This is a genomic window from Candidatus Microbacterium colombiense, assembly GCA_029203165.1.
Lineage (GTDB): Bacteria > Actinomycetota > Actinomycetes > Actinomycetales > Microbacteriaceae > Microbacterium > Microbacterium colombiense.
Genome location: CP119308.1, coordinates 200,803 through 214,439 on the forward strand (window position 1 = coordinate 200,803; position 13,637 = coordinate 214,439).

The window sequence follows — 13,637 nt, forward strand, 5'->3', positions numbered from 1 at the left end:
TCCTCTCGGCGGATCGCGGCTTCGCGATCGGGCGATCTCAGCCGCTTCTGTGCGGCGATCTCCATCTTCACCCATTTTGGATCCAGAATCCAGTATTGATTTGGATCCAGTATCCGCGCTAGCATGGCGGCATCCCGTCGGCCCGATTGGCCGGCGCATGGTGGTCCCGACCTGGACTGCGACCGCGCTCATCCGCGCCCCTCTCATCCACGTCGTCCGGAGAACCATGCCTGCCACCACCCGCGCGCTCTGCGTCGCCCCCGCCCTCGCCCTCCTCCTCGCCACCGCCCTGGGCGGCTGCGCCTCGACCGCAACCACCCCCGCCGCCGCATCGGATGAGAACGCCGCCCGCACCCTCGACAACTGCGGCACCGAGATCTCCCTCGACGCCCCGCCGCAACGCATCCTGACCATCAAGTCGTCGACGCTGGAGCTGGCCCTGGAGCTGGGAGCCGGCGATCGCATCATCGGCTCCGCGTTCTCCGACGGCCCCGTGCCCGACGACCTCGCCGACCAGGCCGACGGCATCACGGTCGTCTCCGACAAGGTGCCGTCGAACGAGGCGACGCTCGAGCTGGAGCCCGACCTCGTGTTCGCAGGCTGGGAATCGAACTTCTCCGTCGACGGCGCCGGCGAGCGCGCCGAGCTGCAGAAGCTCGGCATCACGACCTACGTCGCCCCCGCCGCGTGCAAGGCCCCTGGTTACATGCCCGACCCGCTCACCTTCGACACGGTCTTCGACGGGTTCGCCGAAGCCGGAGAACTGCTCGGGGAAGAGGATTCCGCGACCGCCCTCATCGCGACGCAGCGCGCCGAGCTCGACGCGATCGTGCCGGACGACCGCGGCCTCGACGCCGTCTGGTACTCCTCCGGCACCGACCAGCCCTTCGTCGGGGCAGGCATCGGCGCGCCGCAGATGATCTTGACCGCCGCGGGACTGCAGAACGTGTTCGCCGACGTGCACGACACCTGGACCTCGACCTCGTGGGAGCGGATCGCCGATGCCGATCCCGATGTGATCGTGCTGGTCGATGCCACGTGGAACACCGCGGCGTCGAAGATCGCCCAGCTCACGGCGAATCCCGTCACCGCGCAGCTCGACGCCGTGGTGCACGAGCGCTACGTGATCGTCGACTTCCCCTCGACCGAGGCCGGGATCCGTAACGTCGACGCCGTCGAGTCGATCGTCGCCCAGCTCGGGGAATGATGAGCGTCACGGTTTGGCTGCCGAGGGCGCTCCCCCGCGCGGCGGCGCATGCGACGGGGAAGCGTCGGCGCACGGCATCCGCGATCGCCGTGCTGCTGCTCGCGCTGGCCGCGACTGTGGTTGCCGCGGTCGCGATCGGGCCCGCCGACATCACCCCCGCCGAACTCGCGGCGAGCGTGTGGGCGCACCTGACCGGGGCGCAGAGCGGACTCACGCCGATCCGCGACGCGATCATCTGGGAGGGGCGGGTGCCCCGCGTGCTCACCGCGGCCGCGGTCGGAGGCGGCCTCGCCCTCTGCGGCGCGGTGATGCAGGCGCTCACCCGCAACCCGCTCGCCGACCCGTACCTGCTGGGGCTCTCGTCGGGCGCATCGACCGGCGCCGTGATCGTCATCGTGCTCGGCGCCGCGGTCGCCCTGCCGTTCGCCGCGTTCGCCGGCGCGCTGCTCGCTCTCGCCCTGACACTCGGACTCGCCCGCGCCGCAGGCTCCGCCTCGTCGACCGCGGTGGTGCTCGCCGGGTTGGCGGTGTCGGCGGTGCTCGCGGCACTCACGAGCCTCGTGATCTTCTGGAGCGCCACGAACGACAGCTACCGCGAGATCCTCAGCTGGCTGCTCGGCTCGCTCGGCGGAGCGGACTGGTCGGATGCCGCACTCGCCGGCATCGCCGTGATCGTCTGCGCCGTCCCCCTACTGGCGTCGGCCCGCCCCCTCGACAGTCTCGTGCTCGGTGACACCGCCGCCGAAGCCCTGGGCATCCCGGTGACGCGACTGCGCGTGCTGCTGTTCGTGTGCACCGCCCTGCTCACCGGAGCGCTGGTCGCGGTGAGCGGATCCATCGGGTTCGTCGGGCTGATCCTGCCCCATGCCGTGCGCGCGGTCGTCGGCGCCCGGCATCGCGCCCTGCTCCCGGTGTCGTTCCTCGCCGGTGCCGTGTTCCTCATCTGGGCCGACACGATCGCCCGCACCGTGTTCGACCCGCGCGAGCTCCCGGTCGGTATCGTCACGGCGCTCATCGGCGGTCCGGTCTTCGCGATGTTGATGCTGCGGATGCGGCGGAGGCAGTCATGACCGGCGGGCTCGACGTGCGCCGCCTGCGCTTCGGCCACGGCGCCCGGATGGTCATCGACGGGATGCACATCTCAGCCCCCGCCGGATCGGTCACCGCACTGCTCGGGCCCAACGGCTCGGGCAAGAGCACGCTGCTGCGACTCATCGCCGGCACGCTGCGCGGTGAGGCAGAGTCGCTCGACCTCGACGGCACGTCGCTGTCGGCGTTGCGCCGTCGCGAGCGCGCGCGGCGGGTGGCGCTCGTCGAGCAGGAGTGGACGGCGGCCGAGGGCATGACCGGCCGCGACATCGTCGGCCTCGGGCTGTTGCCGCATCGCGGGTGGCTGTCGTTCGAGGGCGAGGATGCGGATGCCGTGGCCACCGACGCCGCACTCGCCCGCGCCGGTGCGCTCGCGTTCGCCGATCGCGACGCCGCGACCCTGTCGGGCGGCGAGCGCCAGCGCGTGAACCTCGCCCGCGCACTCGCGCAGCGGCCGTCGCTGCTGCTGTGCGACGAGCCGACGAATCACCTCGACATCCGTGCGCAGCTCGATGCACTCACGCTGCTGCGCTCGCTCGCCGGCGAGGGCATGACGGTGTTCGCCGCCCTGCACGACCTCAACCACGCGGCGGCGTTCGCCGATCGGGTGATCGTGGTCGCAGACGGTCGCGTGCAGGCGGCCGGGGCTCCGGAAGAGGTCCTCACGCGCGCCCTCATCGCCCGCGTCTGGCACGTCGACGCCGACGTGCTGCAGCGGCCGGGCAGCACCCGCCCGCTGATCGTGTTCACGCCCTGAGGGCTGTCGCATCCAAAGCCGCATCCGCCAGCGCGGCCGAGGTCTCGAGGTCGCGCATCCACAGCGGATGCACCTCGGCCCGAAGCCCCGCCTCCTCGACGGATGCGGCGAGCGCGGCATCCTCTTCCGCCATCAGCCATACGTCGAGCAGCCCGCCCCGGGCACGGCTTCTGAGTTCGTCCGCGGCGCGCCGGGCGGGGGACGGATGCGGCGGCGTGGAGGTCGCGATCTCCGAAGCTGTGCTTGGGGAATCGAGCAGCCCGGAGCAGCGGGAACCGTAGTGCCGCCCGACCGCATCAGCCGTGGCGGGGATGCCGACCGCGGCGAGGCAGGCGTCGGCCATGCCGCGCACGGGCGCTCCGGCGATGATGGGCGAGACCCCGACGACCGCCCCCTGCGCCGTTCGCACAGCTTCGGCGATCCCCGGCACGGCGAGGATCGGACCCAGCGAGACGACCGGATTCGACGGCGCGAACAGGATGACATCCGCCTCGGCCAGCGCCTCACGCACACCCGGAGCGGGCGCGGCATCGGCGATGCCCGGCGACTCGAAGCTCCGCGCGGGCAGCGACGCCCGGTGCCGGGTCCACCACTCCTGGAAGTGCATGCGCCCCTGGTCGGTGATCACGTGCGTGTCGACTTCGGCGTCGGTCATCGGCAGCAGGCGGATGCCGAGCGGCCACCGTGACGCGAGCCGACCGACCACCTCGGTGACCGAGGCGCCATCGCGCAGCCACCCCGTGCGGGCGATGTGCGCGCCGAGATCGAGATCGCCGAGGGTGAACCACGGCCACCCCGCACCCCACGCGTGCAGCTCGGCGGCGACGCGCTCCGATTCGCCGGTGCGTCCCCACCCCCGCTCGGTGTCGTTGACGCCGGCGAGTGCGTAGATCATCGAGTCGACGTCGGGCTGCAGCCGCAGTCCGCTGAGCCACACATCGTCACCGGTGTTGGCGATCACGGTGATCCGGGCACGACAACCGCCGGCGCCATCGGGCCACCGTCGCCGAGCCGCCTCGCGCACGCCGAGGACGAACTTCGACCCGCCGACTCCGCCCGCGAGCACCACGATGCGCGGGGCATCGGATGCCGACATCATGAGGCGATCACCAGCGGCGTGCTCACCAGCGGCAGACTCGTCACCGACCGGTCGACGAGTGCACCCGTGCGCGGGCCGAGGCCGGAGCGTCGCGCCACGAGCATGTGCTCGGCGAGGTCGACGTCGCGCCGCAGTCCGCTGAGTACGGGGAACCCGACCTCGACGAAGCCCGACTCGCGGTGGGCATCCGCCGATGCATGCCCGAACCTCGGGTGCAGGGCGATCCCGGCTTGGGCGGTGGCGAGCACCGAGCCGACGCCCTCGGCATCCGCCACGAACGCCCGGCGATACGAAGCCGCGAAGGCGAGCGCCCGTGACAGCTCGTACGGCTGCAGGGCGGGCAGGTCGCCGAGCATCACCGCCCGCGGTCGGCCGAGCGGAGCGGCCGCGATGCCCGTCTCGATCGCCGCGGTCAGCCCCTCGCCGCGATCCCGCACGATGCGCACGCGATCGATCAGGCGCAGCGCCACGGCGGTCACCTCATCGCTCGTCACCACGATGATCTCGGCGACACGCTCGCACGCGGCGGCGGCCTCGACCGTGTCGAGCGCGACGGCCCGTGCCAGCGACTCCCGGTCGACACCCGCGACGCGCAGGCGCGACTTGCCGATCTCCGCACGCTTCACGGGGATCACCACCACCCAGTCACGGGCCGGCGCCGGGCGCGCCTCGCGGATCATGACCCCGTCAGCCCTTCAGTCGCGGAGCGATGTCGCGCTCGAACAGCTGCAGGAACCGCCGCTGGTCGTGACCGGGCGCGTGGAAGACGAGGTGGTTGAAGCCCCAGTCGATGTACTGCTGGATGTCGGCCGCGACGGCATCCGGATCGTTGCCCACGATCCAGCGCTTCGCGATCGTGTCGAGGGGCAGCGCGTCGGCGGCCTTCTCCATCTCGACCGGGTCGGTGATGTCGTGCTTCTGCTCCTTCGACAGCGACAGCGGCGACCAGAAGCGGGTGTTCTCGAGTGCCGCCTCCCGGGTCTCCTCGTACGAGAGCTTGATCTCGATCATCCGGTCGTACGTCTCGAACGAGCGCTCCGACTGTTCCAGCCCCTCCTTCACCGCAGGCAGCAGCTGGTCGACGTACAGCTCCTGTCCCTTGCCCGATGTGCAGATGAAACCGTCACCCGCGCGACCCGCATAGCGCGCGACCATCGGACCGCCCGCGGCGATGTAGATCGGGATGCCACCCTCGGGGCGGTCGTAGATCGAGGCGTCATGGGTGGAGTAGTACTCGCCCTCGAAGTTCACCCGCTCGCCCGACCACAGCGCCCGCATCAGCCGCACCGACTCGCGCAGCCGCGCATAGCGCTCCTTGAACTCGGGCCACTCCTGTTCGCCCGCGCCCCGGAATCCGGTGGCGATCTCGTTCAGCGCCTCGCCGGAGCCGACGCCGAGGATGATCCGGTCCTGATACAGGCACCCCAGGCTCGCGAAGGCCTGTGCCAGCACGGCCGGGTTGTAGCGGAACGTCGGAGTGAGCACCGAAGTACCGATGCGGATGCTCGACGTGCGCTCACCGACCGCCGCCATCCACGTGAGCGAGAACGGGGCATGCCCGCCCGTGTGACGCCACGGCTGGAAGTGGTCGCTGGCGAACACCGACTGCATGCCGTGTGCCTCGGCGGCGACCGAGATCTCGACGAGTTCGCGCGGGTCGAACTGCTCGGCGCTGGCCTTGTATCCGAGGGTGAGTGTCATGTCGCATCCTTCTGTTCGTGTTCTCTGAGGTCTGCCAGGGCGGCGGCGTATCCGTCGCGGTATCCCTGATCGAGTGCTTCGGCGGTGCCGAGCGAGAAGAGGTCGCGCTCCGAGGGCCGCACGATGCTCGAGGCACCGGGGAGGTCGAGCGCCCCGACCAGATCGGCACGCCCGCGCACCACCGCGACCGGGTTGCCGCTCGCCTTGCCTTTGACGAGATCGGATGCCGCGGCGAGCTCGTCGGCCACGCACGGGGTCGTGACGCTGAGCACCTTGCCCGCCTGGTCTGTGGTTCCGCGGAGGTCGGCGATCATGTGCACGCCGCCGCCGCCGATCGCGACGTCGGTCTGCCCTTCGCGCCAGGGCCGCCCGAGGGTGTCGCTGAGGATCACTCCGACCTCGGCACCCGTGGCCGCGCGCAACCCCGCGGCGAGCGCACGCGCCGACCGGTCGGGGTCTTCGGGCAGTAGCAGGATCCAGCCGTCGGGGGTGTTGCTGGCATCGACCCCGGCGGCAGCCGACACCATGCCCAGGCGGTTCTCGACGATGCGCATGGTGTGGCCGTCGAAAGTGCGGGAGGCGACGACGCGCACCGTCTCGGCGGTGATCGCCGCTTCGCGATCCGCGGCTTCGACGTACCGGCCCTCCGCCTTCGAGACGATCTTCGAGGTCACGACCACGATGTCGCCGTGCATGAACTCGACGCCGGTGGCGAGGATCAGGCGCACGAGGTCGTCGCCCGGATGCACCTCGCCGATGCCGGTGAGCGCGAAGACGGTGATCGCCGGGGCGTTCATGAGCGCACCTTCGGCAGGACGTCTCGGCCGAAGACCTCGAGCCACTCCTTCTGATTCGGCCCCACGTTGTGGAGGTAGATGCGGGTGAATCCGAGGTCGGCGTAGCGCTGCAACCGGGCGCGGTGCACGTCGGGGTCGGCCGAGATGAGCAGGTTGGCCCGCATGTCGTCGGCGGTCACCCCGCGCACGAGTTGCTCGAAGTCGTAGGGCGAGCGCACGTCGCCGCGGCGCATGCGGAGACCGGCGATGGGCCATTCGGTGAGCGCGTTCGCCAGCGCCTGCTCCTCGGTCGGCGCCCACGAGAGCGGCACCTGGAGCACCTTGGGCATCGCATCGGCATCACGATCCGCCTCCTTCGCGCCCTCGGCGAAGCGGGCGACGAGGGGGGCGAGGCGATCGATGTCGGCCGCGACGGTGATGAGCCCGTCGGCGCTGCGGCCGGCGCGACGTGCGGCGACCGGGCCCGCCGTCGCGACGTAGACCGGCGGCGCGGTGGGCGGCATGGTCCACAACCGCGTCGACTCCATGCGGAAGTGCTCGCCGCGGTGGCGGGTGTCGCGCCCGGCGACCGAGGCGGTGAAGAGCTTGCGGATGAGGTCGACCGCGTCGAACATGCGGTCGATGCGCTCGGCCGGTTCGGGCCAGTAGTCGCCCGTGATGTGCTCGTTCAACGCATCGCCCGAGCCGACGCCGAGCCAGCCCCTGCCGGGATACAGCGTGGCGAGGGTGGCGGCGGCCTGTGCCACGACCGCGGGATGCGTGCGGAATCCGGGGGTGGTGACCCCGGGGCCGAGGTCACCGGTGGTGTGCGCGCCGATCGCGCCGAGCATGGTCCACACGTGCGCGGATGCCCGGTGCCGGGGCAGCCAGGGCTGGAAGTGGTCCGTGGCCATGATGCCTCGGAACCCGTGGGCCTCGGCGGCGACGCAGTTCTCGATCACCGCGGAGGGCTGCACCTGCTCGAGCATCGCGGCGTATCCGATGTGCATGCGGCCTCCTCACCTCTGCGTCGTCGCTGTTGTACCTATTGAATGGATACTGGATCCAAAAGTCAAGACCGCCCCGCGGCACCCTGCGTCGCGCCCCACCTCCGCCCATTCGCCCCCGCCAGTCAGTGGGGAGGGCGGGGCGCGAGGCGGGTCAGCGGCGCTGCCGCTGGCGCTGCACGGCGAGGGTCGCGGTCGCCGAGGCGTCGGCATCCGCCACCGGGGTCGCGGCGAGCGCCGGGAGTCCCGCCGAAACCGGCTTGCGCGTGCGTCCGATCGCTCGACGCGACAGCGCCCACTGCAGGCCGTAGCCGATCGCGAACACCATGAGCGTGAAGATCAGCGCCATCGCCGCCCCCTGGTCAGGCGCGTAGAGCTGCGCCGATCGCGGGTTGATCATGGCGTAGATGTACATCGACAGCGGGCGCGACGACGGCGTCGCCAGGAACGCCGGCAGCGTGAACTCGTTGGTGCCGAGGATGAACATCTGGATCCACACGGCCATCACCGTCGGCATCAGCAGTGGCGCGATGATGCGACGGAAGCCCTCGAAGCGGCTGGCGCCGCTGGTGAGCGCGGCCTCCTCCAGCTCGGGTCGGATCTGCAGCGTCGCGCTGTAGGAGGAGCGGTAGGCGATCGACACGCGGTACGAGTACGCGATCACGAGCGCCAGCAGCGTGCCGGCGATCGGGATGTACGGGTTGATCACCATGAACGTGAGGAACATCGCGAAGCCGGCGATGGTGGCGGGGATCGCGACCGACGACGAGGCGAACAGGTCGAGCGCCTTCACCCAGCGCGTCTTCTTGCTGCGGGCGATGCCGTAGGCCAGCACGGTCGCGAACACCACGGCGATCGTGGCGCTGCCTCCCGCGATGATCACGGTGCGCCCGAGCGACACCCAGAACTCCGGATCGGCGAGCACCACCCCGAACGCGCCGAAGTCGGTGCGGCTCAGCATCGCGTCGAACGAGAACGCCACCGGGTACGGCGTGATCGCGGCCCAGAGCAGCGCGAGCAGGGGAAGGATGCCGGTCAGCAGGATGAACACGGCGACGAGCAGCATGACCGGGATCTTCCACGGCCCCATCTGCATCGTGGACGGCCGGAACCCCTTGCCCGACACCGAGGCTCTTCGCTCCGCATTGCGGGTGGCTCTCAGGTAGACCGCGAAGGCGATGGTCGTGATCACGAGGAACACCAGCCCCCACGCGGCGGCGAGCCCGTACTGCGGCAGCTCCCCCGCGTTCGAGCTGATGAGGGTCCAGAGCTTGAGGGCGAAGATGCTGCGGCCCGACTCCTGGCCGAACAGCAACGGCACCTCGAGGCTGCCGAGTCCGAGGATGAACGTCAGCACGGTCACCCCGAGCAGCCCCGGCCACAGCATGGGCAGCGTCACCCGGCGCAGGGTCTGCGGCCAGGAGGCACCGGACACCCGGGCCGACTCCTCGAGCGAGCCGTCCATGTTCGTGAGGATCGGCACGATCATCAGGTACGGGAACGTGACGTTCGTGAGCGCCTGGATGAAGATCATGGTCGGGAACGCGTAGGGATCGATCGGCACGTCGCTCGCGAAGGGCAGCAGCCGCAGCAGCTGATTCAGCACGCCCGATTCGGGCGACAGCATCAGCAGGTAGGCCTGCGCCTTCACGATCGGCGGGATGATGTAGGGCACGATCACCAGCACCGAGATCAGTCGACGCAGTGGCGCATCCGTGCGCACCGTGACCCACGCGAGGCCGAACGCCATCAGCAGCGTGAGCAGAGTGGATCCGCCGACGAAGGCACCAGTGGCGCCGAGCACGCCCCAGAAGTCCTCGCGAAGCTGCCACAGGGTGACGAAGTTCTCGATCCCCCACTTCGCCGAGGAGACCCCGAAGGGCAGGAACGGACCACGGAACGCGGTGATCACCTGAACGATCAGCGGTACCGCGAGAAGGATGAAGATGACTGCGCCCGCGACGACCATCGCGATCGTCATCGAGGTGGGACGCCTGCGCCCCGTGGTCCGTCCTGCCTTGAACATCGTTATCCGTTCAGCGCCTTGTCGGCGGCGTTGATCATCGCCTGCCAATCGTCACGAGTGGCCTGCGTCTCTGTCTCCGCACCGTTGTCGAGGCCGAGCAGGAGCGCATCGGAGTTGGTCTTCATGAGGCCTGTCGCCTCGGCGAAGGTCGCGGCCGGGAGCCCCGCGTACGGCACCTGCGTGCTGGCGAAGCGCTCATCCGTCATGCGCAGCGCGATCCAGTCCGGATCGAAGGCGTTCCACAGCGTCCACAGCGCCGCACCCGGCTTGTTCTTGGCGTCGGAGTTGACGCCCGAGAACTGCGCCCACACGCCGGCGTGCTCGAACGGCGACACCTGCAGCGCGGGGTTCGGGTTGAACAGCGTCTGGTTCAGCGCGATCGGCACATCGCCGCTCGACAGCGGGGCGCCCTGATCTTCGAGCAGCTTCATGGTGCCGGAGGAGGTCAGCTCATCGATCAGGTCGAGCATCTTGTCTTCGCCCTCGGCCATGCCGTACCCGGCGAACACGACGGCGTTGTACCCGGCGACCGAGACCTTGCCCTTGTACTCCGGGTCGAGCAGTCCGTCGAGGGTCTCGGGCACCGACTCCACCTTCTCGGTGTTGTACTGCATCAGTGTGCCGTTGACACTGTCGGGCATGAGCTCGGGGGCGCCGATGGTGAGGAACTCCTCGGGCACGCCGAAGCTGGCCCAGTCGACCTTCTCCCAGAAGCCCTCGTCGTACATCGCGCCCATCGAGGTGATCGAGCCGGACACGACATCGGTGTTGCGCGAGCCCGTGGCCTTGGCCGAGATGATCGCCGACGACAGGTTGTAGGTGAGACCGCGGGTCTCGACCTTGATGTCGGGGAAGCGCTCGTTGAACTGGGCGATCACGTCGGGCGAGAGCTCGTACCAGTCCCAGATGACCAGCGTGCCGCCGTCCTCCTTCTTCGCCTGCTCGTAGAGCGCGTCGAGCTGCTTGTCGATCTCGGGCCAGTAGTCGTCGTAGAAGTTCTCGCAGCGTGTGATCGCTCCGACCTCCATGGCATCGCAGGTGGCCGAGGCGGCATCGCCCTTCAGCGCGCTGTCACCGCTCGCGGCGTCGGACGGCGTGCCGCATCCGCTCAACGCGAGCGCGAAGACCGCCGTCGTGGCGATCGCTCCCAAGGTTCTCTTCATGATCTGGATGTCCTCTCTGACATCAGGTGTGATTTCGGGTGTGGTGCGGGTTACGTCATGCAGCCAGCACGCGGCAGGCGTGCGGGACGAGTTCGAGGAAGACCCTGCCGCCCTCGGGGGGTGTCTGAAGCGGAGCACCGCGGCCGACGATCGTGCCGACGGGTTCGCCGGCGGTGAGCACCTCGGCTTCGTACTCGACGATCTCGCCGAGGAACTCCACCCGCACGATGCGCACGGGAAGCACGTTGGGACGCTCGATCGCGGTCTCGTGCCAGCGCACGGTCTCGGGCCGGAACGTGAGCGTCACCTCGTCGCCCGCCGCGACACCGTCGGGCACGGGTGTGTGCAACCGGGTACCCAGGGCCTCGACGACCGCATCCCCGGCGCCGTCCCGCTCGATCACCCGCGCGGGGGTCATGTTCACCCGACCCACGAAGTCCGCCACGAATCGGTCGGCGGGCTGGTCGTAGAGCTCGCGCGGCGTCGCCTCCTGCACGATCCGTCCGCCGTTCATCACGGCGACGCGATCCGACATCGACAGCGCCTCGGACTGGTCGTGAGTGACGTAGAGCGCACTGATGCCGAGGCTGCGCTGCAGGCTGCGCAGCTCGTTGCGCATGGTGTCGCGCAGCTTCGCGTCGAGGTTCGACAGCGGCTCGTCGAGCAGCAGCAGCCGCGGGCGATGGGCGAGCGCGCGAGCTAGGGCGAGGCGCTGCTGCTGGCCGCCAGACAGCGCGGTCGCGGGTCGCTGCGCGAGGTGGTCGAGCTGCACCAGCTCGAGTGCCTCCATCGCCCGCTTGCGCGCCTCCTGCTTCGGAAGGCGGGAGCCCGCCACCTGCAGCGGGAAGATCGCGTTCGCGAACACCGTCATGTGCGGCCAGATCGCGTAGTTCTGGAACACCATGCCGATGTCGCGCTTGTCGGGCGACACGTGCTCGGCTCCCGTCGAGAGCACGCGGCCGTCGAGCGAGATCACACCGCCGTTGCTGCGCTCCAGTCCGGCGACGCACCGCAGGGTGGTCGTCTTGCCGCAGCCCGACGGGCCGAGGAGCGAATAGAACGTGCCGGGCTCGATCGTGAAGGTGACGTCTTTGACGACGGGAACGGCCTCGCCATCCAGCTCGTAGTCCTTCTTGAGCGCGTCGACGACCAGTCGACCGCCGCCGGATTCCGCGGTCATCCGAGTCCTCTCGTCCTTCGATTTTCTGGATGTTGGATCCACTGCAAGTGCCGTCATGACCGTCCCTCTCGTGCGACTGAGCCCGCCGTCTGCGGGACCGGCTGCGTGGCCGGTGCACCCCACGGCCGTGGCTTCTCGAAGAACACGACCACGACGGCGCACACCGCGAACGCGATGGCCGACAGCAGCAGCGACTGCGACATCGCGGCCGCGAGCCCCGCCCCGTCCTTCGCCGACAGGTCGCTGCCCGGATGGATCGCGCCCGGCGCGAAGCCGGTGATGTGCGCGGCGAGGGTGAGGTTCATCAGCACCGCCAGCAGCGCCGATCCGATCACCGAGCCCATCTGCCGGGTCGTGGAGTAGACCCCGGATCCCGCTCCCGCCTGCGTGTGCGGGAGGTTGCGTGTGGCCGTCGACGCCAGCGGTCCGAACATCCCCGAGACGCCGACGCCCAGCAGGGCGGAGGGGAACAGGAGCAGCCAGAACGGAGCGTCGAGTGTCATGGTCGACGCGTACCAGGCCATCGCGACCGCCGAGATGACGAAGGCCGCGAACGTCACCCATCGCGGGCCGATCCGGTCGCTCAGCTTGCCGACGAGCGGACCGAGCACGCCCGAGACCACCGCCATCGGAGCGAGCATGAGGGCGGCGAGCGTCGGGTCGAGGCCCCGGGCGACCTGGAAGTAGAAGGCGAGCGGCACGGGCATCGCCGTGATGCCGACGCCCACGAGGAAGATCGTGGCGTTCGCGACCGAGAAGTTCCGGTCGCGGAAGAGACTGAGCGGCATCAGGGGCTCGGCGCGGTTGAACCGCTGCCAGACGACGAAGAGCACGAGGAGGACGGCGCCGACGACGATCAGCGCCCACACCGTGATCGGGCCGGCGATCACTCCCCAGTCGTAGACCTCGCCCTCCTGCAGTCCGAAGACGAGGAGGAACAGGCCACCGCCGGAGAGCAGGACGCCGATCCAGTCGAACCGGTGCGGGTGTCCGGCAAGATCCGGCACCAGGCGCCACGCGACCACGAAGGCGATGATGCCGACGGGCACGTTCACGAAGAAGATCCACTCCCAGCCCACCGTGTCGGTGAGCACACCGCCGAGGATCGGTCCGACGAGCGTCGCCAACCCGCCGACCGCACCCCACGCGCCCATCGCCTGGCCACGACCGCGCGGCGGGAAGATGCGCGCGATGATCGCCATGGTCTGCGGCGTCATCAGCGCCGCACCGAATCCCTGCACGGCGCGGGCGGCGATCAGCATGCCGATGCTGTCGGCGAGCCCGCAGGCCAGCGACGCGAGCGTGAAAACGACGAGCCCGGCGAGGTAGACCCGCTTGGGACCGAAGCGGTCGCCGAGCCGACCCGTGATCAGCAGGGGAACCGCATACGCCAGGAGGTAGGCGCTGGTGACCCAGATCACCGTCGTGAGATCGGCGTCGAAGGCCGCGAGGATGACCGGGTTGGCGATCGCCACGATCGTCGTGTCGACGAGGATCATGAAGAAGCCGATGCACAGAGCCCACAGGGCCGGCCATGGTCGGACGTTCTGGTTCATGGGTCGCTTTCAGAAGAAGGTCATGCGGGCCGGGGTGCCGGTGTCCGCCCGCTCAGCCCCGTGTGGGAGGACGGAC

At 69.8% G+C, this 13,637-nt stretch carries 12 protein-coding genes; 3 read left to right on the forward strand and 9 right to left on the reverse strand.

Annotation, left to right across the window (positions count from 1 at the left end; genetic code table 11):
• Positions 1-226 precede the first annotated feature (226 nt).
• The 3 genes from P0Y60_01100 to P0Y60_01110 are packed head-to-tail and all read left to right on the forward strand — an operon-like array spanning position 227 to position 3,053.
• Positions 227-1,207, forward strand: coding sequence for a putative F420-0 ABC transporter substrate-binding protein (locus tag P0Y60_01100; GenBank protein ID WEK61388.1), 981 nt, complete (start codon positions 227-229; stop codon positions 1,205-1,207).
• Entirely contained in the window at positions 1,207-2,277 is a 1,071-nt protein-coding gene (locus P0Y60_01105) for an iron chelate uptake ABC transporter family permease subunit (GenBank protein ID WEK61389.1), read from the forward strand. Before P0Y60_01100 ends, P0Y60_01105 begins: the two co-directional genes overlap by 1 nt.
• Positions 2,274-3,053 (forward strand): ATP-binding cassette domain-containing protein, encoded by a 780-nt coding sequence (locus tag P0Y60_01110; protein ID WEK61390.1) that lies wholly within the window; start codon positions 2,274-2,276, stop codon positions 3,051-3,053. Before P0Y60_01105 ends, P0Y60_01110 begins: the two co-directional genes overlap by 4 nt.
• Here the strand turns inward: P0Y60_01110 and cofD are convergent.
• From cofD to P0Y60_01155, 9 genes are all read right to left on the reverse strand, one after another.
• Positions 3,043-4,152: a 2-phospho-L-lactate transferase gene (gene cofD, locus P0Y60_01115; protein WEK61391.1), complete on the reverse strand. Its 1,110-nt coding sequence runs from the start codon at positions 4,150-4,152 to the stop codon at positions 3,043-3,045. The genes P0Y60_01110 and cofD overlap by 11 nt on opposite strands.
• Positions 4,149-4,832, reverse strand: a complete 684-nt coding sequence (gene cofC, locus P0Y60_01120) for a 2-phospho-L-lactate guanylyltransferase (protein WEK61392.1) — start codon at positions 4,830-4,832, stop codon at positions 4,149-4,151. Before cofC ends, cofD begins: the two co-directional genes overlap by 4 nt.
• A gap of 7 nt (positions 4,833-4,839) precedes the next feature.
• Positions 4,840-5,853, reverse strand: coding sequence for a glucose-6-phosphate dehydrogenase (coenzyme-F420) (gene fgd / locus P0Y60_01125; protein ID WEK61393.1), 1,014 nt, complete (start codon positions 5,851-5,853; stop codon positions 4,840-4,842).
• Positions 5,850-6,650 (reverse strand): coenzyme F420-0:L-glutamate ligase, encoded by an 801-nt coding sequence (gene cofE, locus P0Y60_01130; protein ID WEK61394.1) that lies wholly within the window; start codon positions 6,648-6,650, stop codon positions 5,850-5,852. Before cofE ends, fgd begins: the two co-directional genes overlap by 4 nt.
• A complete protein-coding gene (locus P0Y60_01135) occupies positions 6,647-7,639 on the reverse strand; it encodes a TIGR03557 family F420-dependent LLM class oxidoreductase (GenBank protein WEK61395.1) in 993 nt (330 codons plus the stop codon). Before P0Y60_01135 ends, cofE begins: the two co-directional genes overlap by 4 nt.
• A 151-nt stretch (positions 7,640-7,790) precedes the next feature.
• Positions 7,791-9,662, reverse strand: coding sequence for an iron ABC transporter permease (locus P0Y60_01140; GenBank protein WEK61396.1), 1,872 nt, complete (start codon positions 9,660-9,662; stop codon positions 7,791-7,793).
• Positions 9,663-9,664: 2 nt separating this feature from the next.
• A complete protein-coding gene (locus P0Y60_01145; protein ID WEK61397.1) occupies positions 9,665-10,825 on the reverse strand; it encodes an ABC transporter substrate-binding protein in 1,161 nt (386 codons plus the stop codon).
• 55 nt (positions 10,826-10,880) lie between these two features.
• On the reverse strand, positions 10,881-12,005 hold the full coding sequence (locus tag P0Y60_01150) for an ABC transporter ATP-binding protein (protein WEK61398.1): 1,125 nt from the start codon (positions 12,003-12,005) through the stop codon (positions 10,881-10,883).
• Between the two features lie 53 nt (positions 12,006-12,058).
• A complete protein-coding gene (locus P0Y60_01155; protein WEK61399.1) occupies positions 12,059-13,561 on the reverse strand; it encodes a DHA2 family efflux MFS transporter permease subunit in 1,503 nt (500 codons plus the stop codon).
• Positions 13,562-13,637: the final 76 nt, after the last annotated feature.